General features: G+C 66.7%; 24 protein-coding genes. 14 read left to right on the forward strand and 10 right to left on the reverse strand.

Annotated elements, in window-relative coordinates; genetic code table 11:
* Nucleotides 1-51 precede the first annotated feature (51 nt).
* The 10 genes from leuC (at nucleotide 52) to accD (ending at nucleotide 12,168) form a co-directional block, all read left to right on the forward strand.
* The gene (leuC, locus tag ACQY8B_RS17040) at nucleotides 52-1,473 is read left to right on the forward strand and encodes a 3-isopropylmalate dehydratase large subunit (RefSeq protein WP_422087796.1); all 1,422 of its coding nucleotides are present in this window, start codon (nucleotides 52-54) and stop codon (nucleotides 1,471-1,473) included.
* A gap of 24 nt (nucleotides 1,474-1,497) precedes the next feature.
* Entirely contained in the window at nucleotides 1,498-2,154 is a 657-nt protein-coding gene (leuD, locus tag ACQY8B_RS17045) for a 3-isopropylmalate dehydratase small subunit (protein WP_081270667.1), read from the forward strand.
* Between the two features lie 36 nt (nucleotides 2,155-2,190).
* The gene (leuB, locus tag ACQY8B_RS17050; protein ID WP_422087797.1) at nucleotides 2,191-3,279 is read left to right on the forward strand and encodes a 3-isopropylmalate dehydrogenase; all 1,089 of its coding nucleotides are present in this window, start codon (nucleotides 2,191-2,193) and stop codon (nucleotides 3,277-3,279) included.
* 90 nt (nucleotides 3,280-3,369) lie between these two features.
* Complete coding sequence (gene asd, locus ACQY8B_RS17055) at nucleotides 3,370-4,539, forward strand: aspartate-semialdehyde dehydrogenase (RefSeq protein ID WP_422087798.1); 1,170 nt, start codon at nucleotides 3,370-3,372, stop codon at nucleotides 4,537-4,539.
* Nucleotides 4,540-4,807: 268 nt separating this feature from the next.
* The gene (locus ACQY8B_RS17060) at nucleotides 4,808-7,546 is read left to right on the forward strand and encodes a FimV/HubP family polar landmark protein (protein WP_422087799.1); all 2,739 of its coding nucleotides are present in this window, start codon (nucleotides 4,808-4,810) and stop codon (nucleotides 7,544-7,546) included.
* A gap of 30 nt (nucleotides 7,547-7,576) precedes the next feature.
* On the forward strand, nucleotides 7,577-8,389 hold the full coding sequence (gene truA, locus ACQY8B_RS17065; protein ID WP_422087800.1) for a tRNA pseudouridine(38-40) synthase TruA: 813 nt from the start codon (nucleotides 7,577-7,579) through the stop codon (nucleotides 8,387-8,389).
* Nucleotides 8,386-9,090, forward strand: coding sequence for a phosphoribosylanthranilate isomerase (locus ACQY8B_RS17070; RefSeq protein ID WP_422087801.1), 705 nt, complete (start codon nucleotides 8,386-8,388; stop codon nucleotides 9,088-9,090). Before truA ends, ACQY8B_RS17070 begins: the two co-directional genes overlap by 4 nt.
* A 48-nt stretch (nucleotides 9,091-9,138) precedes the next feature.
* Nucleotides 9,139-10,425: a tryptophan synthase subunit beta gene (gene trpB, locus ACQY8B_RS17075; RefSeq protein WP_422087802.1), complete on the forward strand. Its 1,287-nt coding sequence runs from the start codon at nucleotides 9,139-9,141 to the stop codon at nucleotides 10,423-10,425.
* Nucleotides 10,425-11,270 carry a tryptophan synthase subunit alpha gene (gene trpA, locus ACQY8B_RS17080; protein ID WP_422087803.1) on the forward strand — a complete coding sequence of 282 codons (846 nt, stop codon included), beginning with the start codon at nucleotides 10,425-10,427 and terminating at the stop codon, nucleotides 11,268-11,270. Before trpB ends, trpA begins: the two co-directional genes overlap by 1 nt.
* 25 nt (nucleotides 11,271-11,295) lie before the next feature.
* Nucleotides 11,296-12,168: an acetyl-CoA carboxylase, carboxyltransferase subunit beta gene (gene accD / locus ACQY8B_RS17085; RefSeq protein ID WP_422087804.1), complete on the forward strand. Its 873-nt coding sequence runs from the start codon at nucleotides 11,296-11,298 to the stop codon at nucleotides 12,166-12,168.
* 69 nt (nucleotides 12,169-12,237) lie between these two features.
* Here the strand turns inward: accD and ACQY8B_RS17090 are convergent, their stop codons facing one another.
* Nucleotides 12,238-12,798 (reverse strand): YggT family protein, encoded by a 561-nt coding sequence (locus ACQY8B_RS17090; protein WP_422089061.1) that lies wholly within the window; start codon nucleotides 12,796-12,798, stop codon nucleotides 12,238-12,240.
* 49 nt (nucleotides 12,799-12,847) lie between these two features.
* Between ACQY8B_RS17090 and ACQY8B_RS17095 the strand changes: the two genes are divergently transcribed.
* The 4 genes from ACQY8B_RS17095 to ACQY8B_RS17110 all read left to right on the forward strand — a co-directional run bounded on the left by ACQY8B_RS17095 (nucleotide 12,848) and on the right by ACQY8B_RS17110 (nucleotide 16,984).
* Nucleotides 12,848-13,492: an LON peptidase substrate-binding domain-containing protein gene (locus tag ACQY8B_RS17095; RefSeq protein WP_422087805.1), complete on the forward strand. Its 645-nt coding sequence runs from the start codon at nucleotides 12,848-12,850 to the stop codon at nucleotides 13,490-13,492.
* Between the two features lie 137 nt (nucleotides 13,493-13,629).
* Entirely contained in the window at nucleotides 13,630-15,177 is a 1,548-nt protein-coding gene (lysS, locus tag ACQY8B_RS17100) for a lysine--tRNA ligase (RefSeq protein ID WP_422087806.1), read from the forward strand.
* 2 nt (nucleotides 15,178-15,179) lie between these two features.
* On the forward strand, nucleotides 15,180-16,454 hold the full coding sequence (locus ACQY8B_RS17105; protein WP_422089062.1) for an Hsp70 family protein: 1,275 nt from the start codon (nucleotides 15,180-15,182) through the stop codon (nucleotides 16,452-16,454).
* Nucleotides 16,454-16,984 (forward strand): YgjP-like metallopeptidase domain-containing protein, encoded by a 531-nt coding sequence (locus ACQY8B_RS17110; RefSeq protein ID WP_422087807.1) that lies wholly within the window; start codon nucleotides 16,454-16,456, stop codon nucleotides 16,982-16,984. The genes ACQY8B_RS17105 and ACQY8B_RS17110 overlap by 1 nt, the downstream gene beginning before the upstream one ends.
* Nucleotides 16,985-17,014: 30 nt before the next feature.
* Here the strand turns inward: ACQY8B_RS17110 and nagZ are convergent, their stop codons facing one another.
* The 9 genes from nagZ to lepA all read right to left on the reverse strand — a co-directional run bounded on the left by nagZ (nucleotide 17,015) and on the right by lepA (nucleotide 25,029).
* A complete protein-coding gene (gene nagZ, locus ACQY8B_RS17115) occupies nucleotides 17,015-18,097 on the reverse strand; it encodes a beta-N-acetylhexosaminidase (RefSeq protein WP_422087808.1) in 1,083 nt (360 codons plus the stop codon).
* Nucleotides 18,094-18,486 carry a holo-ACP synthase gene (gene acpS / locus ACQY8B_RS17120; RefSeq protein WP_081271189.1) on the reverse strand — a complete coding sequence of 131 codons (393 nt, stop codon included), beginning with the start codon at nucleotides 18,484-18,486 and terminating at the stop codon, nucleotides 18,094-18,096. The genes nagZ and acpS overlap by 4 nt, the downstream gene beginning before the upstream one ends.
* A 13-nt stretch (nucleotides 18,487-18,499) precedes the next feature.
* On the reverse strand, nucleotides 18,500-19,261 hold the full coding sequence (locus ACQY8B_RS17125; protein WP_422087809.1) for a pyridoxine 5'-phosphate synthase: 762 nt from the start codon (nucleotides 19,259-19,261) through the stop codon (nucleotides 18,500-18,502).
* Nucleotides 19,258-20,028, reverse strand: a complete 771-nt coding sequence (gene recO, locus ACQY8B_RS17130; protein ID WP_422087810.1) for a DNA repair protein RecO — start codon at nucleotides 20,026-20,028, stop codon at nucleotides 19,258-19,260. The genes ACQY8B_RS17125 and recO overlap by 4 nt, the downstream gene beginning before the upstream one ends.
* Nucleotides 20,029-20,164: 136 nt before the next feature.
* Complete coding sequence (era, locus tag ACQY8B_RS17135) at nucleotides 20,165-21,130, reverse strand: GTPase Era (RefSeq protein ID WP_081271192.1); 966 nt, start codon at nucleotides 21,128-21,130, stop codon at nucleotides 20,165-20,167.
* Between the two features lie 7 nt (nucleotides 21,131-21,137).
* Nucleotides 21,138-21,824 (reverse strand): ribonuclease III, encoded by a 687-nt coding sequence (gene rnc / locus ACQY8B_RS17140; RefSeq protein ID WP_081271193.1) that lies wholly within the window; start codon nucleotides 21,822-21,824, stop codon nucleotides 21,138-21,140.
* A gap of 17 nt (nucleotides 21,825-21,841) precedes the next feature.
* The gene (locus tag ACQY8B_RS17145; RefSeq protein ID WP_422087811.1) at nucleotides 21,842-22,210 is read right to left on the reverse strand and encodes a DUF4845 domain-containing protein; all 369 of its coding nucleotides are present in this window, start codon (nucleotides 22,208-22,210) and stop codon (nucleotides 21,842-21,844) included.
* A 34-nt stretch (nucleotides 22,211-22,244) separates the two neighbouring features.
* On the reverse strand, nucleotides 22,245-23,210 hold the full coding sequence (lepB, locus tag ACQY8B_RS17150) for a signal peptidase I (protein WP_422087812.1): 966 nt from the start codon (nucleotides 23,208-23,210) through the stop codon (nucleotides 22,245-22,247).
* A 7-nt stretch (nucleotides 23,211-23,217) separates the two neighbouring features.
* Nucleotides 23,218-25,029, reverse strand: a complete 1,812-nt coding sequence (lepA, locus tag ACQY8B_RS17155) for a translation elongation factor 4 (RefSeq protein ID WP_422087813.1) — start codon at nucleotides 25,027-25,029, stop codon at nucleotides 23,218-23,220.
* Nucleotides 25,030-25,321: the final 292 nt, after the last annotated feature.

Raw genomic sequence — 25,321 nt, forward strand, 5'->3', positions numbered from 1 at the left:
CAGCCGCACACACAGACAATCCATTTCCCCACGAAAGACAAAGAGACCGACATGGCACGCACGCTCTACGACAAGATCTGGGACGAACACGTCGTCCACACCGAGGAAGACGGCACCGCGATCCTCTACATCGACCGCCACCTGGTGCATGAAGTCACCAGCCCGCAGGCTTTCGAAGGCCTGCGCGAAGCCGGCCGCAAGCTGTGGCGCATCAGCTCGGTCGTGGCCACGGCCGACCACAACACGCCGACCACCGGCTGGGAGCGCGGCTACGAAGGCATTGCCGACCCGACCAGCAAGGAACAGGTCACCACGCTGGACCACAACATCGCCGAGTTCGGCGCGGCCGCGTTCTTCCCGTTCCTGAGCAAGCGCCAGGGCATCGTGCACGTGATCGGCCCCGAATCGGGCGCAACGCTGCCGGGCATGACGGTGGTCTGCGGCGACTCGCACACCTCCACGCACGGGGCGTTCGGCGCGCTGGCGCACGGCATCGGCACCAGCGAGGTCGAGCACGTCATGGCTACGCAGACGCTGCTGGGCAAGAAGGCGAAGAACATGCTCGTGAAGGTCGAAGGCAAGCTGCCGCTCGGCTGCACGGCCAAGGACATCGTGCTGGCCATCATCGGCAAGATCGGCACGGCCGGCGGCACGGGCTACACCATCGAGTTCGCCGGCTCGGCCATTCGCGACCTGAGCATGGAAGGCCGCATGACGGTCTGCAACATGGCCATCGAGGCCGGCGCGCGCGCCGGGCTGGTGGCCGTGGACGAAAAAACCATCAGCTACGTCAAAGGCCGCCCGCTCGCGCCCACCGGCGTGGAATGGGAGCAGGCCGTGAGCTACTGGCGCACGCTGCAGTCCGATCCCGGCGCGAAGTTCGACGCCGTGGTCGAGCTCGACGCCACGCAGATCCAGCCGCAAGTGACCTGGGGCACCTCGCCCGAGATGGTGGTCGAGATCAACGGCCGCGTGCCCGATCCCGACAAGGAAAAGGACGCGAGCAAGCGCGGCGCCATCGAGCGCGCGCTGGTCTACATGGGCCTGGAGCCCAACAAGGCCATGAACGACATCTTCATCGACAAGGTGTTCATCGGCTCGTGCACCAACAGCCGCATCGAAGACATGCGCGAAGCCGCCGCCGTGGTGAAGAAGCTGGGCCAGAAGGTCGCGAAGAACGTGAAGCTGGCGATGGTCGTGCCCGGCTCGGGCGTGGTGAAGGAACAGGCCGAGCGCGAAGGCCTCGACCTGATCTTCAAGGCCGCGGGCTTCGAATGGCGCGAGCCCGGCTGCTCGATGTGCCTGGCCATGAACGCCGACCGCCTGGAACCCGGCGAGCGCTGCGCATCGACCAGCAACCGCAACTTCGAAGGCCGCCAGGGCGCCGGCGGCCGCACCCACCTCGTGAGCCCGGCCATGGCCGCCGCCGCCGCCGTGCACGGCCACTTCGTCGACGTGCGCACTTTTGCCTGATCTGGCCTGACCTGGAGACATCACATGCAGAAATTCACCGTGCACAAGGGCCTCGTGGCACCGATGGACCGCGAGAACGTCGACACCGACGCCATCATTCCCAAGCAGTTCCTCAAGTCGATCAAGAAGACCGGCTTCGGCGTGAACCTGTTCGACGAATGGCGCTACCTCGACCCGGGCCTGCCCGGCCAGGATCCGGCCAGCCGCAAGCCGAACCCCGACTTCGTGCTGAACCAGCCGCGCTACGCAGGCGCCTCGGTGCTGCTGGCGCGCAAGAACTTCGGCTGCGGCTCGTCGCGCGAACATGCGCCGTGGGCGCTCGACCAGTACGGCTTCCGCGCGATCATCGCGCCGAGCTACGCCGACATCTTCTTCAACAACAGCTTCAAGAACGGCCTGCTGCCGATCGTGCTGTCCGAAGCGCAAGTGGGCCAGCTGTTCGACGAGACCTTCGCCTTCCCCGGCTACACGCTGACCATCGACCTGGAGCGCCAGGTGGTGGTGAAGCCCGACGGACAGGAGTTCGCCTTCGACGTGCAGGCCTTCCGCAAGTACTGCCTGATCAACGGGCTGGACGACATCGGCCTCACGCTGCGCCACAAGGACAAGATCAAGGCCTTCGAGGCCGAGCGCCTGGCGCAGAAGCCGTGGCTCGCGCATACGATGCTGGCCAACGCCTGAACGCGTTCCGTTTCTTCTCTTCTACAAACGACAAAAATGAAAATCGCAGTTCTCCCGGGTGACGGCATCGGCACCGAAATCGTGGCCGAAGCGGTCAAGGTGCTCAACGTCCTCGACCTGAAGTTCGAGATGGAATCGGCGCTGGTCGGCGGCGCGGCCTACGAGGCGCACGGCCATCCGCTGCCCGAATCGACGCTCAAGCTGGCCAAGGAATCCGATGCTGTGCTGTTCGGCGCCGTCGGCGACTGGAAGTACGACAAGCTCGACCGCCCGCTGCGCCCCGAGCAGGCCATCCTGGGGCTGCGCAAGAACCTGGGCCTGTTCGCGAACTTCCGCCCCGCCATCTGCTACGAGCAGCTGGTGGACGCATCGAGTCTGAAGCCCGAGCTGATCGCGGGCCTGGACATCCTGATCATCCGCGAGCTGACCGGTGACATCTACTTCGGCCAGCCGCGCGGCCGCCGCACCGCCGTCGACGGCCACTTCCCGGGTGCCGAGGAAGCATTCGACACGATGCGCTACTCGCGCCCCGAGATCGAGCGCATCGCGCGCGTGGCCTTCGAGGCGGCACGCAAGCGCAGCAAGCGCGTGACCAGCGTCGACAAGAACAACGTGCTGGAAACCTCGCAGCTGTGGAAAGACGTGATGCTCGACATCGCGAAGGAATATCCGGATGTCGAACTCGACCACATGCTGGTCGACAACGCGGCCATGCAGCTCGTGAAGGCGCCCAAGAAGTTCGACGTGGTGGTCACCGGCAACATGTTCGGCGACATCCTCTCGGACGAGGCCGCAATGCTCACCGGCTCCATCGGCATGCTGCCCTCGGCGTCGCTCAACTCGAGCAACCAGGGCCTGTACGAACCCAGCCACGGCAGCGCCCCAGACATTGCCGGCAAAGGGGTTGCCAATCCTTTGGCTACAATACTGTCCGCTGCCATGATGCTCCGCTTCTCACTCAACCAAGCCGAGGCTGCCGACCGTATCGAGTCGGCGGTCAAGGACGTGCTGGCCTCCGGCCTGCGCACGGGTGACATCTGGTCAGAAGGTACGAAGCGCGTCGGCACCCGCGAGATGGGCGACGCGGTCGTTGCAGCAATCACCAAAAAGACGATTACCGGCTAACCGCAGCCCGCTTCGTCACGCCCCTCCCCGGCTCGACGAGTCGGGGGCAAAAAAAGACAACTTTTTCTTTTTTCATAAGGGCAAACTGAAATGGCGAACGCATCTCAACCTCTGGTCGGCCTCGTTGGCTGGCGCGGCATGGTCGGCTCGGTCCTGATGGACCGCATGCAGGCCGAAGGCGACTTCGGTCTCATCGAGCCGATCTTCTTCTCGACCTCCAACGCCGGCGGCAAGGCCCCGGCCATGGCCAAGAACGAGACCGCGCTGAAGGATGCGAACGACATCGAAGCACTGAAGAAGTGCGACATCGTCATCACCTGCCAGGGCGGCGACTACACCAGCGAGGTGTTCCCCAAGCTGCGCGCCGCAGGCTGGAACGGCCACTGGATCGATGCGGCCTCCACCCTGCGCATGAAGGACGACGCCATCATCGTGCTCGACCCGGTGAACCTGCCGGTCATCGAGAACGCACTGGCCAAGGGCGGCAAGAACTGGATTGGCGGCAATTGCACCGTGAGCTGCATGCTCATGGGCGTGGGCGCCCTCTACAAGGCCGGCCTGGTCGAGTGGATGACCAGCATGACCTACCAGGCAGCCTCGGGTGGCGGCGCGCAGCACATGCGCGAACTGCTGACCCAGTTCGGCACGCTCAACGCCGAAGTGCGCGCACTGCTGGACGACCCGAAGTCGGCCATCCTCGAAATCGACCGCAAGGTGCTGCACAAGCAGCAGAACCTCAGCGCCGCCGAGACGGCCAACTTCGGCGCGCCGCTGGGCGGCTCGCTGATCCCCTGGATCGACAAGGACTTGGGCCTGGGCAAGAGTCAGGACGACGCCGAATGGGGCATGTCCAAGGAAGAATGGAAGGGCGGCGCCGAGACCAACAAGATCCTGGGCCAGGGCGCGGGCTTCGGCACCGCCGCCACGCCGGTCGACGGTTTCTGCGTGCGCATCGGCGCCATGCGCTGCCATAGCCAGGCGCTGACCTTCAAGCTCAAGAAGAACGTCCCGCTGGCCGACATCGAAGCGATGATCGCCGCCGACAACCCGTGGGCGAAGGTCGTGCCTAACACGCGCGAAGCGACGGTCAAGGATCTCACGCCGGTGGCAGTGACGGGGACCATGAACATTCCGGTCGGCCGCATCCGCAAGCTGGCGATGGGTCCGGAATACGTCGGCGCCTTCACCATCGGCGACCAATTGCTGTGGGGTGCGGCAGAACCGCTGCGCCGCATGCTGCGCATCCTGCTCGAAGCCTGATGCGGGGTGCTCAGGGCCTTTTGAAACACAAATTGTTGCCGAAAGGCGACATAAGGTGTGATCGTAAGTATGCGCGCACTGGGTAGAACGGGCGCATTGCCTTGTCAGTGCCTGGTGATGGTGCTAACGTCCTCTTACAAATTCTGGGCCTGAGCCGCCCCCTATCAGCATGACAAGACATCTGTTGCCTGCGGCCAGTCCATCGGCCGCTCGCCCGCCTCTGCCATCGAACGGTTGGCGCCTTTCCATTCTGGGCGCGGCGGCCGCCATGGCTCTGGGCCTCGCCAGCACCGACGCCAGCGCATTCGCGCTGGGCCAGCTGAAGGTCCAATCGGCGCTGGGCGAGCCGTTGCGCGCCGAGATCGACGTGACCGAGATAGCCGCCAACGAGGCTGACGGCCTGAAGATCAACATCGCCACGGCCGAGGCTTTCAAGAACGCCGGCGTGCCGTACAACCCGGCACTCAGCGATGTCAGGGCGACCCTGCAGCGTCGTGCTGGCGGCCAGTACGTGGTGCGCCTGAGCGGCAACCGCCCTCTCAACGACCCGTTCATCGACCTGCTGCTGGAAGCCAACGGCTCGTCGGGCCGGATCGTGCGCGACTACACCGTGCTGCTCGACCCGCCGACCACACGGCAGGCGGCAGCAGCGAGCGTGCCGGCAACCCCGATTGCCCCGCAGATCACGACACCCGTCGAGCGCCCGGCCGCGCGCGCGCGCCGCGAGCGTGCGCCGGTGGCCGCCGCACCTTCGGCTCCGGTCGCTGCGGCGCCCGCGCCGGCAGCCGCCGCTTCGGCTCCTGCAGCTGCCAGCGCACCCGCCCGTGCCGGCGGCGGCAGCAGCGGCGAACAGGTCACGGTGCAGCGCGGTGATACCGCCAGCAAGATCGCCGGCGCCTACAAGCCGGCCGACGTGTCGCTCGACCAGATGCTGGTGGCCCTGCTGGCCGCCAACCCCAATGCTTTCATCGGCGGCAACGTCAACCGCATGCGCGCGGGCGCCGTGCTCGACCTGCCGACCGCAGCCGAAGCAGCAGCCACCCCGGCCGCCGAGGCGCGCCGCACGGTCACGGCCCAAAGCCGCGACTTCGGCTCCTACCGCCAGCGCCTGGCCGAGAACGCGCCGACGTCGAACGTCGCGGCCGCCAGCCGCAATGCCTCGGGCAAGCTGCAGGCCAACGTCGAAGACCGCAACGCCGCGGCCAGCGCCCCCGACAAGCTCACCATCTCGCAGGGCAGCGCCTCCACCCGTGCCGCCGATGAAAAGGTCGCACAGGCCCGCCAGGCGCAGGACGCCAGCAACCGCGTCGCCGAGCTGTCGAAGAACATCGACGACCTGAACAAGCTCAAGAGCGGTACCGGCGCAGCCGCACCGGCAGCCGCACCCGCCACGCCGGGCATTCCTGTTCCGGCTCCGTCCACCGCAGCCACGACGGCACCCGCGAGCCCCGCACCGGCACCGGCTGCTGCGCCTGCACCAGCGCCAGCGGCCCCAGCCGCCGCCGCACCTGCGGTGGCAGCACCGGCAGCTGCAACGCCAGCCGCCGCCCCTGCGGCAGCCCCCGCCGCGCCCACCCCCGAAGCAACGGCTGCAGCCGCCGCGCCCGCAGCAGCAACAGCCACGACGCCTGCGGCAACACCCGCAGCCGATGCCGCCACCACGCCTCCTGCCGCTCCCGCAGGCGACGCCGCGGCAGCCGCCGCGCCGAAGCCGGCCCCAAAGAAAGTGGTGGCACCGCCCCCACCCCCACCGGAGCCCACCTTCTTCGAAGAACTGCTGGACAACCCGCTGATGCTGGCCGGCGCTGCGCTGATCGCGCTGCTGGTCGGCTTCCTGCTGTACCGCGTGCTGGGCCGCCGCCGCGAGGAAATGAGCGAAAGCGTGTTCCTCGAGAGCCGCATTCCCAAGGACTCGTTCTTCGGCGCCAGCGGCGGCGAATCGGTCGATACCAAGAACCGCGGCGACTCCACCGTGTCGTCGCTGTCGTACTCGCCGAGCCAGCTCGACGCAGGCGATGTCGACCCCGTGGCCGAAGCCGACGTCTACCTCGCCTACGGCCGCGACCTGCAGGCCGAGGAAATCCTGCGCGAAGCGCTGCGCCTGAACCCCGACCGCACGGCAATCCACCTCAAGCTGCTCGAAATCCATGCCAAGCGCCGCGACGTGCGGGCCTATGAAAGCCTTGCCACCGAAGTCCACAAACTGACCGGCGGCCTGGGCTCCGAATGGACGCGCGTGGTCGACATGGGCAAGGACCTCGATCCGGGCAACCCGCTGTACGAATCCGGCGCCAGCCGCAGCGGCGGTGGTGCCAGCGCCGCCGAGACGGCCGCCTTCGCGGGCGCCCTCGCCGCAGCCGCCAAGCCGGTGGCATCGCCTCCCGCTGCGCCGCCGGCGGCTGCCGCTCCGCCTGCTTTCGTTCCGTCGGTGGCACCACTGGACTTCGACCTCGACCTGACCACCCCGCCGCCGCCTGCACCAGCTCCAGCCCCGGCCCCGAGCCATGCGCCGGTCGGCGCCAGCCTGCCGAAGTCGGTCTACGCCCCCGCACCGACGACCGCGCGCCCCGCTGCCCCGCTGTCGAACGGCCACGCCGCGACGCCCGTCGATCTCGAGAACGACTTCGACACCGCGCCCGGTGCCCTGACCGCCCTGACGCCCGACACGCGCCCGTCCTCGCTGAGCCTGAGCGACACGGAGCACAACACCCGTCCCGCCATGCTGCGCAACACGCTGCCGGCGGACTCGGGCTTCATCGAGTTCGACATGAGCGCGCTGGCAGGCTTGCCCGCTCGCACCGCCGAAACGCCCGTGGCACGCCCCTCTGTCGCCACGCACGACGACGAAGGCGATGACAGCCCCCACGCCGTCAAGCTGTCCCTCGCTCGCGAACTGCAAGCCATCGGCGACGTCGAAGGCGCCCGCTCGCTGGTAGAGGAAGTCGAAGCCGAAAGCGCTGGCGACCTCAAGTCGCAAGCCCGCCAACTGCTCGCGGAACTGCGCTGAGCGGTTGTCGTTGTTCCCCTTCCTGAATTCGTGAGGCTGGCGCTCGGCATTCGCTACAACGGCCAGGCGTACGAGGGCTGGCAAAGCCAGCGCTCGGGCCGCACGGTGCAGGACAAGCTCGAGGCGGCCCTCTCCAAGTTCGCGGCCCAGCCCATAGGCACGCTGTGCGCGGGCCGCACCGACGCCGGCGTGCACGCGCTCATGCAGGTAGTGCATTTCGACACCACCGTCGAGCGCGAACCCTTCTCCTGGATGCGCGGCCCCAACCGCTTCCTGCCCGACGACATCGCCGTGCAGTGGGCCCAGCCGGTGCCCGACGAGTTCCACTGCCGCGCCAGCGCCCTGGCGCGCCGCTATCTCTACGTGCTTTCTCAATCGCCAGTGCGGCCCAGCCTGGATGCGGGCCGGGTCGGCTGGTCGATGCATGCGCTCGACGGCGACGCGATGCGCGCAGCCGCCGCACTGCTCGTTGGCCGGCACGATTTCAGCTCGTTCCGCGCCTCGGCCTGCCAGGCCCGCTCGCCGGTCAAAGACCTGCGGCGCATCGAAATCACCCGCGTCGGCGACGGCGAGCGCTGCCGCTGGCATTTCGAGTTCGAGGCCGACGCCTTCCTGCACCACATGATCCGCAACCTGATGGGCTGCCTGGTGCGCATCGGCCGGGGCGACGAGCGTGTCGAATGGATCTCTCAGGTACTGGAGGCGCGCAGCCGCAAGGTCGCGGCGCCCACCTTCTCGGCGGACGGCCTTTATTTCCTGGGCCCGTTGTACGACGCGAAGTGGGGGCTGCCGCCCGAGGCAACGCTGCAGGCCGGTGGGGCTCCGTATGATGGTCCGCCATGACTTCCCCGAGCGCCCCCACCCGTACCCGCATCAAGATCTGCGGCCTGACCCGTGAGGCCGACGTGGACGCGGCGGTCGAAGCCGGCGCCGACGCCATCGGCTTCGTGCTCTACCAAAAGAGCCCCCGCGCGGTAACCCTCGAGCGCGCCGCGGAGTTGGCCTCGCGGCTGCCGCCTTTCGTCACGCCGGTGCTGCTGTTCGTGAACGAAGACGCCTCCGCAGTCATGGCGTCGCTCGCCCGCGTGCGGGGCGCCATCGCCCAATTCCACGGCGAGGAAACGTCCGGACAGTGCGAGGAATCGACCGGCCCGGAGCGCTTTCGTTACATGCGCGCGGCCCGCATTCCGATGGGGGCTGCCGGAGCCGGCTTCGACCTCGTAAAATACGCGTCCGATTACTCCCACGCCCAGGCCATCCTGCTCGACGCCCATGTCGAAGGTTATGGCGGTGGCGGCAAGGCATTCGATTGGTCACTTCTTCCACCCGCCGTCGACGCTCACCTCGTCTTGAGTGGTGGGCTCACACCTGCAAACGTGAGCGATGGCATTCGCATCCTGCGGACGCGCTGCAAGACGCTGTCCGTTGATGTGAGCTCGGGCGTCGAAATCGACGGTCCCGGGAACAAGGGCCTCAAGGACGCCGGAAAGATCCGGCAGTTCGTCACAGCCGTCAGGGCCGCAGACGCGTCCTTCTCAAGTTAGCCGCCGCAGCCGATCGTTCGTCGGGCTGCGGCCCACCGATCGAGAACCATGCAAAGCCAATTCCAGGATTACCAGCAACCCGATGCCACCGGCCACTTCGGCAACTACGGCGGCACCTTCGCGAGCGAAACGCTCACCCACGCGATCAACGAACTGCGCGACGCCTACGCCCGGTTCAAGGACGACCCGGCCTTTCTGGCCGAATTCCACTACGAGCTGAAGCACTTCGTCGGCCGCCCCTCGCCGATCTACCACGCCGCGCGCACCAGCCGCGAAATGGGCGGCGCGCAGATCTACCTGAAGCGCGAAGACCTCAACCACACCGGCGCGCACAAGATCAACAACGTGATCGGCCAGGCGATGCTCGCCCGGCGCATGAGCAAGCCCCGCGTCATCGCCGAGACCGGCGCGGGCCAGCACGGCGTGGCCACCGCCACCATCTGCGCGCGCTACGGCCTCGAATGCGTGGTCTACATGGGCAGCCAGGACGTGAAGCGCCAGAGCCCGAACGTCTACCGCATGAACCTGCTCGGCGCGACCGTGGTGCCCGTCGAATCCGGCAGCAAGACACTGAAGGACGCGCTCAACGAGGCGATGCGCGACTGGGTCACGAATGTGGAAAACACCTTCTACATCATCGGCACCGTCGCCGGCCCGCACCCCTACCCGACCATGGTGCGCGACTTCCAGAGCGTGATCGGCACGGAATGCATCGCGCAGATGCCGGCCATGCTGGCCGCCGACGGCATCACCGGCGAGGCCGAGGGCAGGCAGCCCGACGTGGTCGTCGCCTGCGTGGGCGGCGGCAGCAACGCGATGGGCATCTTCCATCCCTACATCCCGTTCGCGGGCACGCGCCTGATCGGCGTGGAGGCGGCGGGTGAAGGGCTCGACAGCGGCAAGCACTCGGCCTCCATCCTGCGCGGCAGCCCCGGCGTGCTGCACGGCAACCGCACCTACCTGCTGCAGAACGAAGACGGCCAGATCACCGAAACCCACAGCATCAGCGCTGGCCTCGACTACCCTGGCGTGGGCCCCGAGCACGCCTACCTGGCGGACATCGGCCGTGCCGAGTACGTCGGCGTCACCGACAAGGAGGCGCTCGACGCCTTCCACTACCTGTGCCGCACGGAAGGCATCATTCCCGCGCTCGAATCCAGCCACGCCGTGGCACATGCGATGAAGCTCGCCAAGACCATGCGTCCCGACCAATCCATCCTGGTGAACCTCTCGGGCCGCGGCGACAAGGACATCGGCACCGTGGCCGACCTGTCGGGCGTCGACTTCTACGACCGCCCTTCGATGCGCGGCCTGAGCGTAAAGGGAGGCAAGTGATGAGCCGTATTGCAGCAACCTTCGCCGCGCTGAAGAAAGACGGCCGCCGCGCCCTCGTGCCGTACGTCACGGCAGGCTTTCCCTTTGCCGACATCACGCCCGAGCTGATGCACGGCATGGTCGAGGCCGGCGCCGACGTGATCGAACTCGGCGTGCCCTTCTCCGACCCGATGGCCGACGGCCCCGTGATCCAGAAGGCCGGCGAGGCCGCGCTGGCGCTGGGCGTCGGCATGAAGCAGGTGCTGGCCATCGTGGCCGCCTTCCGCCAGAAGGACGCGACCACGCCCGTGGTGCTGATGGGCTATGCGAACCCGGTCGAGCGCTACGACCTGGTGCACGGCAAGAAGGCCTTCATCCGCGACGCCGCCGCGGCCGGCGTGGACGGCCTGCTGGTCGTCGACTACCCGCCCGAGGAATGCGAAGCCTTTGCCGCCGACCTCCAGGCCGCCGGCATCGACCTGATCTTCCTGCTCGCCCCCACCAGCACCGACGAGCGCATGGCCCAGGTCGCCCGAATCGCCAGCGGCTACGTCTACTACGTGTCGCTCAAGGGCGTGACGGGCGCCGGCCACCTCGACGCCGAAGCGGTCGGCCAGATGATTCCGCGCATCCGCCAGCACGTGGGCATTCCGGTCGGCGTGGGCTTCGGCATCCGCGACGCGCGCACGGCGCAGGCGGTCGGATCGGCCGCCGACGCGGTCATCATCGGCACCAAGATCATTCAACTCATCGAAGACCAGCCCCGCGACAAGGTCGTGCCGGCCGTACGTGAATTCCTCGCGGGCATCCGCGAGGCGCTCGACGCGCTGCCCGCCGCGACGGCCAAGAACGCGGCTGGTCGATAATCACCGCCAACACAAGGAGCCCCTTATGAGCTGGCTTGAAAAACTGCTACCCGCCAAGATCGCGCAAACCGACCCGTCCGAGCGCCGCCAGGTGCCCGAGGGCCTGTGGATCAAATGCCCCGCCTGCGAGACCGTTCTGTACAAGACCGACCTCGAGCACAACCAGAACGTCTGCCCCAGCTGCAGCCACCACCACCGCATCGGCGCCCGCGCGCGCCTGGACGCGTTCCTCGACGCCGAGGGCCGCTACGAGGTCGGCCAGGAAGTGCTGCCGGTCGATGCCCTGAAGTTCAAGGACAGCCGCAAGTACCCCGAGCGCCTGAAGGAAGCCCTAGAAAACACCGGCGAGACCGACGCGCTGGTCGTCCTGGGCGGTTCGGTTCACAGCATCAGCGTGGTCGTGGCCTGCTTCGAGTTCGAGTTCATGGGCGGCTCCATGGGCAGCGTGGTGGGCGAGCGCTTCGTGCGCGGCGTCGAGACCGCCATCGAGCAGAAGGTGCCCTTCATCTGCTTCACCGCCACCGGCGGGGCGCGCATGCAGGAAGGCCTGCTCTCGCTGATGCAGATGGCCAAGACCAACGCCGCGCTCACCCGCCTGGCGAAAAAGGGCCTGCCCTACATCAGCGTGCTGACCGACCCGACCATGGGTGGCGTGTCGGCAGGCTTCGCCTTCGTGGGCGACGTGGTGATCGCCGAGCCCAAGGCGCTGATCGGCTTTGCTGGCCCGCGCGTGATCGAATCGACCGTGCGCGTGACGCTGCCGGAAGGCTTCCAGCGCGCCGAGTTCCTGCAGACCAAGGGGGCCATCGACTTCATCAGCGACCGCCGCGAACTGCGCAAGACCATTGCCAACACGCTCGCGATGCTGCTGCGCCAGCCGGCCGACGCTGTCAGCTGACAGACAGGCGCCGACAAGAAAAAAGGGCCCGGGTGCAATGCACCCGGGCCCTTTTTTCGTTGGGCTCGTTCAGAACGTCATTTGGTAGGCGAACACCAGCAGGTTGCTCAGCACGATCGCCACCACCTGCAGCACCACGATGGCCGCCAGCGGCGACAGGTCGATGCCGCCGATCAGCGGGATGAAGCGCCGGAACGGCCGCACCAGCGGCTCGGCCAGGCGGGAGATGAGGTCGAGCAGCATCGGCGACGCACCCGGAATCCACGACAGCACGGCATAGACCACCAGCAGCGCCGTCAGCCCGGAGACCGCCAGCTGCATCAGCCCCACCAGCGACACCAGCGGCAAGGTCGCGATCCGCCCGAGGTTGCCGATCAGCAGCCAGAGCAGCAGGAACTTCACCAGCACCAGCAGCCACGCCGCGATCAGGCTCGCCAGGTCCCAACGCTTCACTGGCGGCACGATGCGCCGCAGCGGCAGCACGATCCAGTCGGTGATGGCGAAGATGAAGCGGCCGAGCGGGTTGCCGAAAGGCACGCGGTGGTACTGCATGTACAGGCGCAGCAGGCAGGCGCCGCCGAGCAGGCCGACGATCACGTCGAGAAGGAACGAGGGAATCTGATAGAGCATGGGGCGCAGCCGTGAGCGGAATGCGATGATAGCCACGCAAGGCTCTTCGATGACGACACAACCCCTTTTGCATTCACTGCCATTGTTCCCGCTCGGCACGGTTCTCTTTCCGGGCGGCCTGCTTCCGCTGCGCATCTTCGAGGTCCGGTATCTCGACATGATCGGCAAGTGCCGCAAGGCCGATGCGCCCTTCGGCGTGGTGAGCCTCACCAGCGGCAGCGAAGTGCGCAAGGCCGGCGCCGACACCGAGAGCTTCGCCGGCATCGGCACGCTGGCCATGATCCGCGAGTTCGAGTCGCCGCAAAGCGGCCTGCTGCAGATCGAATGCATCGGCACGCAGCGCTTTCGCGTGCGCCGCACCGAACTGCAGAAGCACGGGCTGTGGGTGGCAGAGGTAGAGGCGGTGAACGACGACGTCGCGCTCGAGATTCCGGACGACCTCGAGCACACCGCCACCGCGCTGCGGCGCCTGCTCGACACGCTGGAAGAACGGCGCCGCGCGCAAGGCGAATCGGTGCGGCTGCCTATCAGCGCACCCTACCGGCTCGACGACTGCGGCTGGGTGGCCAACCGCTGGTGCGAGCTGGTGCCGATGCAGCTCGAGCTGCGGCAGCGGCTGATGGAGCTCGACAGCCCGCTGATGCGCCTGGAGCTGGTGAGCGATCTGCTGGCGCGCACGGGCATCACTGAATAGACACCGCATTTGGCAGCTACTTTTTTTGTAGCGCTTTGTGCAGGATTGACGGGCATTCAGGGGCGGTCTCCGTTCAAACCCGATGGGCTAAAATGCCAGCCCCGCGCACGCTCCCGGTTGCGCGCCATCCGCCCCCCATGTCCGATCAAAAGACCCCTACGCCTCCCACGCCCGCCGTCGACGAAAACCAGCTCATCGCCGAACGCCGCGAAAAACTCAAGCTGCTGCGCACCGCGCAGGTCGAGGGCAAAGGCGTTGCGTTCCCGAACGACTTCAAGCCCGGCCACCGCGCCGCGGCACTCGTCGAGGCACATGGCGCCACCGAAGCCGAAGCCCTCGAGGCGCAAGCCGTTGCCGTGAGCGTAGCGGGCCGGATGATGCTCAAGCGCATCATGGGCAAGGCCAGCTTCGCAACTCTGCAGGACGCCACCAGCCGCATCCAGCTCTACGTCACGCGCGACGCGGTGGGCGAAGAGGCTTATGCCGAATTCAAGCGCTGGGACTTGGGCGACATCGTCGGCGCCGAAGGCACGCTGATGAAGACCAAGACCGGCGAGCTGTCGGTCAAGGTCACGCAGCTGCGCCTGCTCACCAAGAGCCTGCGCCCGCTGCCCGACAAGTTCCACGGCATGGCCGACCAGGAGCAGAAGTACCGCCAGCGCTATGTCGACCTGATCACCGACGAGTCGGCGCGCGTGCGCTTCACCGCGCGCAGCAAGGCCGTGAGCGCGCTGCGCGAGTTCATGGTGGCCAACGACTTCCTCGAGGTCGAGACGCCCATGCTGCACCCCATTCCGGGCGGTGCGAACGCCAAGCCGTTCAAGACGCACCACAACGCGCTCGACCAGGAAATGTTCCTGCGCATCGCGCCCGAGCTGTACCTCAAGCGCCTGATCGTCGGCGGCTTCGAGCGTGTGTTCGAAATCAACCGGAGCTACCGCAACGAGGGCATCTCGGTGCGGCACAACCCCGAGTTCACGATGATGGAGTTCTACGCGGCCTACTGGAACTACCGCGACCTGATGGACTTCACCGAGACGCTGATCCGCACCATCGCCGACAAGGCCGTGGGCACGCAGCAGCTCACCTACCAGGGCAAGCCGGTCGACCTGACCCAGCCCTTCGAGCGCCTGACGATCCGCGAGGCCATCCTGAAGCACACCGATGCCGAAGGCGTGGCCCAGGGCGTGGACGACACCGCCTGGCTCATCGCCGCCCTGCGCAAGATCGGCCTGAGCGAAGAAAAGGACAAGCTCTCGCAGCGCAGCCTGGCCAGCCTGCAGGTGATGTACTTCGAGGAAACCGTCGAAGAGAAGCTCTGGCAGCCGACCTTCATCATGGAGCACCCGACCGAGATCTCGCCGCTGGCCCGCGCCAACGACGAGCGCCCCGAAGTCACCGAGCGCTTCGAGCTCTACATCACCGGCCGCGAGTTCGGCAACGGCTTCAGCGAGCTGAACGACGCCGAGGACCAGGCCGCACGCTTCAACGCGCAGGTCGCGGCCAAGGACGGCGGCGACGACGAAGCCATGTACTACGACCACGACTTCGTGCGCGCGCTCGAATACGGCATGCCGCCCACCGGCGGCTGCGGCATCGGCATCGACCGGCTGATGATGCTGCTGACCGATTCGCCGAGCATCCGCGACGTGATCCTGTTCCCCGCCCTGCGCAGGGAATCTTGAGCGTGTCGTCACCGTCGTCGCTGCCGACGATCGGCATCGACTTCGGCACCTCCAACTCCGCCGTGGCCTGCCGGGTCGACGGCGTCGCCCGCCTGCTGCCCATCGAAGGCGCGGCCACCACGCTGCCGACCGCGATCTTCTTCAACTCGGAAGACCGCACGACCCACTTCGGCCGCGATGCCATCGCGCAGTACCTCTCGGGCACCGAAGGCCGCCTGATGCGTTCGCTCAAGAGTCTGCTCGGCAGTGCGCTGATGCAGGAGAAGACGGCCATCTACGACGGCCTCGTGAGCTTCGAGGACATCATCGCGCGCTTCCTGCGCGAGCTGGCCGTGCGTGCCAGCCGCGAGCTGGGCCAGCTGCCCGAGCGCGTGGTGATCGGGCGGCCCGTGCACTTCGTGGACGACGACCCGAAGCGCGACGAGCGCGCCGAGGAAAGCCTGCGCGTCGCGGCGCGCGCCGCGGGCTTCCGCGAAATCGCCTTCCAGCTCGAGCCGATCGCCGCGGCTTTCGACTACGAGCAGCGCATCAGCAAAGAATCGATCGTGCTCATCGTCGACATCGGCGGCGGCACCTCGGACTTCACTGTGGTGCGCGTGGGCCCCGACCGCGCGGCGCGCGAGGACCGCGGCGACGACGTGCTGGCCACCAGCGGCGTGCACATCGGCGGCACCGACTTCGACCAGCGCCTGAACCTCGAACGCGTGATGCCGCATTTCGGCTTTCGCCACCATGGCCCGCAGGGGCGCGAGGTGCCGAGCAAGGTGTTCTTCGAGCTGTCGTCCTGGCACCTGATCAACTGGCTCTACGCCGCCAAGGCAGTGCGCCAGGCCAAGGAGCTGCGCACAAGCTACAGCGACACGCGGCTGCACGACCGGCTCATGAACGTGCTGGAAGAACGGCACGGCCACCGCATCGCCAGCGCCGTGGAAGCGGCCAAGATCGATGCCTCGGTGACCGACGCGGAAACCGCCATCGACCTCGATTGCGCCGAGCGCGGGCTGGTGGCTTCGCTGTCTCCCGCCGACATGGCGCAGCAGCTGGCCGGCCCGCTCGAGAACGTGATCGCCTGCGCCCACGCCTGCGTCAAGCGCGCGGGCCTTCGCAGCGGCGACCTCGACGCGATCTACCTCACCGGCGGCTCGTCGGCCCTGCGCCCGTTCCAGCATGCGCTGCGCAAGAGCTTCGCGGGCGTGAACCTGGTCGAAGGCGACCTGTTCGGCGGCGTCGCCACCGGCCTGGCCTGCGTGGCGCGCACCGGACGCGCGGCACGCTGATGAAATACCTGGCGGGCTATCCGGCACCCTTGCTGGACCAGGTCCGCCAGCTGATGGCCGAAGACAGGCTCGCCGGGCTGCTGCTCAAGCGCTACCCCGAAGGCTCGCACGACATCCAGACCGACCGCGCGCTGTACGCCTACGTGAGCGAGCTCAAGAGCGACTTCATGCGCAAGGCCGAACCGCTGTCCAAGGTGATGTTCGACAGCAAGCTGCACGTGATCCGCAACGCGCTGGGCACGCACACCACCGTCTCGCGCGTGCAGGGCGGCAAGCTCAAGGCCAAGCGGGAGATCCGCGTGGCCAGCCTGTTCAAGGACGTGCCGCTTCCCTGGCTGCGCATGATCGTCGTGCACGAACTCGCCCACATGAAGGAGCGCGACCACGACAAGGCCTTCTATTCGCTGTGCATGCACATGGAGCCGGAGTACCAGCAGCTCGAATTCGACCTGCGGCTGTACCTGACCCATCTGGAAACGGGTGGGGAACGGCTCTGGCGCCCCTCGGGCGCAGACGACACGCCTACCTGAAGAAAAGCCTGGTACTGCCGCTCCAGCCGCTCAGATCGCGGCGAGCAGGCGCCGCGCGTCGCGGTACGTGCGCGATGCGGAAAGCGCGTCCCAGTCGGGCGCGGCCTCTTGCGGCAACAGTGCGAGCCTGCGCGCCTCGCTGTCGGCGTCGGGCTGCCAGCGCCCGCTGCGCGAGGCCGCCTCGAAGCCGTCGAGGAATTGGTCGAGCACGCGTCCGTCGCCGATGCTCTGGTTGCACAGCAGGGCCACGTCGCAACCCGCCGCCAGCGCCGCCAGCGCGGCGTCGGTGTAGCTCAGCAGTTCGCCGTCGATATAGCGCCCTGCTTCCATGCTCAGGTCGTCGCTGAAGACCGCGCCGTCGAAGGCGAAGCGCTGGCGCAGCACCGCCTTGAGCCACTTCGACGAAAACCCCGCCGGCCGCTTGTCGACCTTGGGGTAGATCACGTGCGCCGGCATCACTGCGGTGAGCGTGCCGGCCAGCCAGTCGTAAGGCCGCGCGTCGTCGGACAAGATGTCCTTGAGGCTGCGCTTGTCGACCGGGATCTCGACGTGCGAATCGGCGGTGACGAAGCCGTGCCCCGGAAAATGCTTGCCGCAGTTGCGCATGCCCTTTTGCAGCATGCCGTGCATGACGCTCTTGGCCAGCAGCGCCACCACGCGCGGGTCGCGGTGGAAGCTGCGGTCGCCGATGACGCCGCTGCCGCCGTGGTCCAGGTCGAGTACCGGCGCGAAGCTGAAATCGACGCCGCAGGCGCGCAGCTCGGCCGCGAGCACCTGGCCGGCGGCCGTCGCGGCCTGCGTGGCGCGCATGGCGTCGCGCATCCACAGTTCGCCCAAGGCGCGCATCGACGGCAGGCGCGTGAAGCCGTCGGTGCGAAAGCGCTGCACGCGGCCGCCTTCGTGGTCGACGCAGATCAACAGGTCGGGGCGGATCGCCTTGATCTCGGCATTGAGCGCGGTCATCTGCGCCCGGTCCTGCCAGTTGCGGGCGAAATGGATCACGCCGCCGACCAGCGGATTGGCAAGGCGCCGGCGGTCGGCCGCATTGAGTTCGGTCGCGGCCACATCGATGATCAGCGGCGCATGGGGGCGAGCAGCAAGCTCGGGGGTCATACCTTCTCCACCACCACGAAGCTCGCGGCGTATTCGTTTTCGTCGGTTACGGTCACGTGGGCCGTGAGCCCTTGCGCCTCGAACCAGTCCTTCAGGCCGCCGTGCAGCACGATGACGGGCTTGCCGCTGGGCAGGTTGGCGATCTCGCACAAGCGCCAGCTCATGGGCATGCGCATGCCCATGCCGATCGCCTTGCTGAAAGCTTCCTTGGCGGAAAAGCGGGTCGCGAGGTAGCTGATGCCGCGCTTGGGCCAGCGCGCGCTGCGGGCCTTCCAGACCGCGAACTCGGCGTCGCTCAACACCTTGCGGGCGAAGCGCTCGCCCTGGCGCTCGAAAGTCGCGGTGATGCGACGCAGGTCGCAGATGTCGGTGCCAATGCCGTAGATCATTCGGCGCCGGCGCTCACTGCTGCGCCTCGCTGATGCATCGCAGGTAGTCGCGGGTGGTGGCGGCATAGCCGAGTTCGAGGGCGTCGGCCACGAAGGCATGGCCGATCGACACCTCTTGCACGCCAGGCACCGCGCGCAGGAATGCAGTCAGGTTGTCGCGGCTCAGGTCGTGGCCGGCGTTGATGCCCAGGCCGGCGGCATGGGCCGCGCGCGCCGTGTCGGCATAGCGCTGGAGCACGGCCTGCTCGTCGGGCTTGCCGCGCGAGGCGGCATAGCCTTCGGTGTAGAGCTCGACGCGGTCGGCGCCCACGGCCTTGACGGCGGCCATCATCTCGGGAATCGGGTCCATGAACAGGCTGACGCGCACGTCCAGCGCCTTGGCCTCGGCGATCAGCGGACGCAGGCGCTCGGCATCGTCGGGGAAAGTCCAGCCGTGGTCGCTGGTCGACTGGGTTTCGCTGTCGGGCACGAAGGTGGCCTGGTGCGGCTTCAGCGTGCGCACGAAGTCCATCAGGTTCTGGAACGGGTTGCCTTCGATGTTGAACTCGATGGCGGGCCAGTCCCTGGCGAGCAACTCGGACAGGTCGCTCACGTCGTGCGCGCGGATGTGGCGGGCATCGGGGCGGGGGTGCACGGTGATGCCCTGAGCGCCGGCGGCCAGGCAGACCTGCGCGGCCTTGACCACGCTCGGGATGCCCAGGTGGCGTGTGTTGCGGACCAGGGCCACCTTGTTGAGGTTGACGGACAGCGAGGTGACGTTGCCTGAGGTGCTCATAGTGCTTGCAGATCTCTCATCATTTGCCGCGTGCGCAGCGTGGACACGCCGCAATGGTAGTTGAGCAAGGCGCGCAGCTGGTTCCGCAAAGCGCTGTTGCTGCCGGCGTTCATGGTGGCCACTTCGCGCAGCGTGGCGGTGAACGGGGCGCGGTCGTCGAGCACCGACTGCAAGGCCTGCCAGTCGGCGCCGGCCAGCGCGGCCTCCTTGCCGTCCGCCTGGCGCAGGCCGGCTTCGGGCACGAGGCTGTAGCGGGTATCGGACACGAGCGGCTCCAGCGTCAGGGTCTGGACCTCGAGCGACGGCAGCAGCCCCACTCCGCGCAGCAGCAGCAGTTCGAAGGCGCGCAACGCGGCGGCATGGGTGGCCGCCTGGGCGCCGGCGTGGTCGCCCGCCAGCACCTGCACCACGCCGGCATAGGCGTCGAACAGCGCTTCATGGGCGTCGTCGCGCGCCAGCAGGCGCAGCAGCAGTTCGTTGACGTAGTAGCCCGACAGCAACGCCTCGCCGGTCGGCATGACGTGGCCGCCCATCCACTCGGCGCCCTTGAGCGTGCGGATCTCGGCGTCGCCACCGTAATTGAGCTGCAGCGGCTGCAGCGGCAGCAGCACCGGCCGGAAGTTGGAACTCGGCCGCTTCGCCCCCTTGGCCACCAGCGCGATGCGCCCGTGGTGCCGGGTGAAGACCTCGAGGATCAGGCTCGACTCGCTCCAGTCGTAGCGGTGGAGCACATAAGCCGGTTCGTGCGAAACGCGGTGGGTGGCCATGTCAGTGCGCTATGGAGCATCGAGGCTTGAGGCCGGCAAACGCCGTGGATCCGGCTTTGCCGGGCCACTGGCGTTGCCCCCTGCAAGGGGGTTGGCGGCTACGCGAAGCGAGCCAGCCTGGGGGTTTGCCTGTTTGTTATTCGTAGCCGAACGAACGGACTCGGGCTTCGTCGTCGGCCCAGCCCGACCGCACCTTGACCCACAGTTCGAGGAACACCTTGGCATCGGCCAGCTTCTCGAGTTCGACACGGGTTTCCATGCCGATGCGCTTGATGCGCTCGCCCTTGTCGCCGATCACCATGGCCTTGTGGCCGTCGCGCTCGACCACGATGGTGGCGGCAATGCGCAGCAGGCGCTTCTGGCCCTTCTTCTGGGGCGGCTCTTCCTCGAACTTGTCGATGATGACGGTCGAGGTGTAGGGCAGCTCGTCGCCGGTCAGGCGGAACAGTTTTTCGCGCACCAGTTCGCCCGCGAGGAATTTCTCGCTGCGGTCGGTGAGCTCGTCCTCGTCGTAGAACCAGGGCTGCTCGGGCAGGTACTTCTTGCAGATGTCGAACAGGCGCTCGACGTCCTTGGCGTTCTTGGCCGACATCGGCACGAACTCTGCAAAGCTGTGCTTCTCCTGCATGGTCTGCAGCCAGGGTGCGATGTCGCCGCGGCGGTGCACGTTGTCGAGCTTGTTGGCCAGCAGCACCGTCGGAATGCCCTTGCCGAGCAGCTTGAGCACGCGCTCGTCGGCCGGCGTGAAGCTGCCCGCCTCGACCACGAAAAGAATCAGGTCCACGTCGCCGACCGCGCCCTGCACGGTCTTGTTGAGCGATTTGTTCAGCGCGTTGGCATGCAGGGTCTGGAAGCCCGGCGTGTCGACGAACACGAACTGCGTGGCGCCCAGCGTGCGCATGCCGGTGATGCGGTGGCGCGTGGTCTGCGCCTTGCGCGAGGTGATGCTGATCTTCTGGCCGACCAGCGCATTGAGCAGCGTCGACTTGCCCACGTTGGGCTTGCCGACGATGGCGATGAGGCCGCAGTGCTGCGGCCCGGTTGCAGGCGCATCGCCTGCGGTGTCTTCGGGTCCCGCTACGGGATTGATAGCATCGTTCATTCTGATTTCACGCGGCGCCGCGTGCCTTGAGCCGGATCAACATGGCGGCCGCGGCAGCCTGCTCGCCGGCGCGGCGCGAGCCGCCGATGCCGCGTTCGCGAAGGCCCAACTCGGGCACCTCGCACTCGACATCGAAAGTCTGCTTGTGCGCCGCGCCCAGTGTGGCGGCCACGCGGTACACCGGCAGCTTCATTTTGTGACCCTGCAGCCATTCCTGCAATTCGGTCTTCGGATCTTTCGCCGCGGCTTCCATGCGCGGGTTGATCTCGACCGCCTCGTAGAGCCGGTGCACCAGTGCCTGGGCGGCCGCGAAACCGGCGTCGAGATAGACCGCGCCGATCAACGCCTCGAGCGCATCGGCCAGGATCGACGGGCGGTTGGGGCCGCCGGAACGGGCCTCGCCTTCGCCGAGCTTCAGCAGCGGCGACAGCGCCAGACCCACCGCCAGGCGGTGCAGGGTGTCCTGCTTGACGAGGTTGGCACGCACGCGCGACAGGTCGCCTTCGGGCAGCGCCGAAAGACGGATGTAAAGCAGGTGGGAAACCGCGAGATTCAGCACCGAATCGCCGAGAAACTCCAGGCGCTCGTTGTGGTCGGCCGAGAAACTGCGGTGCGTGAGCGCGAGCTGGAGCAGCCGCGGATCGGAGAAGGTGTGCTGGAGACGCGCCTGCAGCGCGACAAGGCTGCCGTCCACCTTTTTAAGCGCCGCGTTCAGCGGGTCTCGCCTTTGTATTTGAGCGTCAGGTAGGCCGGGCCGAACAGGGGAATCTCGCGCTCGTAGGCATACGAGACCACCACCTTGTCGCCGACCTTCTTGATGTCCAGGTCCTTGCCGCTGACCGACTTGAAGTCGTCGATGGCCTGCGCGCGGTCGAAGATGGCACGCACTTCGGGCACGGTCGTGCCTTCCTTGGCCTTGTTGGCGGCCTTGTCGATCGCCTGCCACTCGATCAGCGTCGGAATGACCTGCGCAACGACCACGCCCACGCACGCGAGCACGACCGCTACGAACACCAGGCCGATGAACGAAATGCCGCGCTGTTGCGACGCCCTGCTGGCGACAGACCGATGTGTTCTCATGCCCTCTTACCCCTCGAACGATGCCGATGACGGCTTATTGAAACGGACCGATGCGTCCCAGGTCGCCGAAATTCATCCAGACGAAGAACGCCCGGCCGACGATGTTCTGGTCGGGGACGAAGCCCCAGAAACGCGAATCCGCCGAATTATCGCGGTTGTCGCCCATCATGAAATACTGGCCGGCGGGCACCTTGCAGACCACGCCTTCGACCGAATAGCGGCAGTTTTCGCGGCCCGGGAAGTCGCTGGCACCCGGCACGAAGTTGGGCGCGGCATCGTCGTTGAGGATCTTGTGCTGCTTGCCGGCGAGGTTCTCGGTGTACTGCTTGAGCAGGCGCATCGATTCGCCGTCGAGGTAGTCGGCGTCCGGCTCCTTGGACACCGGCTGGCCGTTGATCATGAGCTTCTTGTTCAGGTAGGACACCTCGTCGCCCGGGATGCCGACCACGCGCTTGATGTAGTCCATGCTGGGCTTGGGCGGGTAGCGGAACACCACCACGTCGCCGCGCGCCAGCGGCGTGCCATCGGTGATCTTGGTGTTGATCACCGGCAGGCGCAGGCCGTAGGTGAACTTGTTGACCAGGATCAGGTCGCCGGTCAGCAGGGTGGGCATCATCGAGCCCGAGGGAATCTTGAAGGGCTCGTACAGGAACGAGCGCAGCAGGAACACCACCAGGATCACCGGGAAGAGCCCTGCGGTCCAGTCGAGCCACCAGGGCTGCATCAGCAGGCGTTCGCTCGCCTTGGCGTCGGCGGTGTCGACCTGCTTGATGCCTTGGCCGGCCAGCCGCTCGTTGCGCTCGGCCAGCGAGGCCTCGAGCTTCGCTGCCGCCTGCTCGCGCCGCGGCAGGAAATAGAAGCGCTCGGCCAGCCAGTAGAGGCCGGTGACCACCGTCGCCAGGAACAGCAGCAGCGCGAAGTTGCCTTCGATCGCGCCGAAATACCAGGCACCGACATAGCCGGCGAAAAGCGCGAGTACCAGGGAGGTGATGAATGCCATTTTTTGATCAGTCTTCGACTTGCAGAATCGCGAGGAAGGCCTCTTGCGGGACCTCGACGGAGCCGATCTGCTTCATTCTTTTCTTGCCGGCCTTCTGCTTCTCGAGCAGCTTCTTCTTGCGGGAGATGTCGCCGCCGTAGCACTTGGCCAGCACGTTCTTGCGAAGGGCCTTGATTGTCTCACGCGCAATGATGGTGACCCCGATGGCCGCCTGGATCGCCACGTCGTACATCTGGCGCGAAATGATCTCGCGCATCTTCGACACCACCGCCCGGCCGCGGTACTGCGACTGGCTGCGGTGCACGATGATGGACAGCGCGTCGACCTTGTCGCCGTTCAGCAGGATGTCGACCTTCACCACGTCGGACGCGCGGTACTCCTTGAACTCGTAGTCCATGGAGGCGTAGCCGCGGCTCACCGACTTCAGCTTGTCGAAGAAGTCGAGCACGATCTCGCCGAGCGGCATCTCGTAGGTCAGCATGACCTGGCGGCCGTGGTAGGCCATGTTCATCTGCACGCCGCGCTTCTGGTTGGCCAGCGTCATGACGGAGCCGACGTATTCCTGAGGCATGTAGAGGTGCACGGTGACGATCGGTTCGCGGATCTCCGCCATGCGGCCGACGTCGGGCATCTTGGACGGGTTCTCGACCATGATCACCTCGCCGTCGTTCTTGACCACCTGGTAGACCACGCTGGGTGCGGTCGTGATCAGGTCCTGGTCGAACTCGCGCTCCAGGCGCTCCTGCACGATTTCCATGTGCAGCAGGCCGAGGAAGCCGCAGCGGAAGCCGAAGCCCAGCGCCTGGCTCACTTCGGGCTCGTAGCGCAGCGACGAATCGTTGAGCTTGAGCTTCTCGAGCGCGTCGCGCAGCGAGTCGTACTCGCTCGCTTCGGTGGGGTACAGACCCGCGAACACCTGCGGCTGGATTTCCTTGAAGCCGGGCAGAGCCTCGGTTGCCGTGGCCGCCGCACCGCCGGTGCCCGGCTTGATGAGCGTGACCGTGTCGCCGACCTTGGCGGCCTGCAGTTCCTTGATGCCCGCGATGATGTAGCCCACCTCGCCTGCCTCGAGCGAAGCGCGCGGCTCGTTGGCCGGCGTGAACACGCCGACGCTGTCGGCGTTGTACATCGCGCCCGACGCCATCATCTTGATGCGCTCGCCCTTCGCGAGCCGGCCGTCGACCACGCGCACCAGCATGACGACGCCGACGTACGGGTCGAACCAGCTGTCGACGATCATCGCGCGCAGCGGACCGTCGGGGTTGCCGCGCGGCGCGGGCATGCGTGCGACGATGGCTTCGAGAATGTCGTCGATGCCGACACCGGTCTTGGCGGAACAAGGAATCGCGTCGGTCGCGTCGATGCCGATCACGTCTTCGATCTCGGTGCGCGCGTTCTCGAGGTCCGCGTTGGGCAAGTCGATCTTGTTGAGCACCGGCACCACTTCGACACCGAGGTCGAGTGCGGTGTAGCAGTTGGCCACCGTCTGCGCTTCGACGCCTTGCGATGCATCGACGACGAGCAGTGCGCCTTCGCATGCGGACAGCGAGCGACTCACTTCATACGAGAAGTCGACGTGGCCCGGCGTATCGATGAGATTGAGGTTGTAGACCTGTCCATCGCGTGCCTTGTAGTGCAGCGCTGCGGTCTGTGCCTTGATGGTTATCCCACGCTCTTTCTCGATGTCCATCGAGTCGAGCACCTGCGCTTCCATCTCGCGTTCCGCGAGGCCGCCGCAGCGCTGGATCAAACGGTCTGCGAGCGTCGACTTGCCATGGTCGATGTGCGCAATGATCGAAAAATTTCTGATGTGATTCATCAACGGGAACGCTTAAGTACTTGAATTGGCTCGTGCGCAGAGGGCGACAGGCAAGAAAAAAGGGCGCGTCTTCTGGAGACGCGCCCTGAACCAACAAGCAATGGCAACTGCAGTAGTTGGAACTTCATTGTAGGCAAAAAGGGAAGCACGTACATCCGGGAACAGGCTCCAAAGGGGTCGTTGCAGGTCCACAACATCAAAGATATAAACAGGTTATCAACAGGATCGGTGGAGCAGTTACTGAACAACTTGTGGGCGATCTGTGGAGCACCGGTGGACTGCTGTCTGACAT

This window comes from Variovorax sp., from assembly GCF_965279555.1.
Taxonomy (GTDB): domain Bacteria; phylum Pseudomonadota; class Gammaproteobacteria; order Burkholderiales; family Burkholderiaceae_C; genus Variovorax.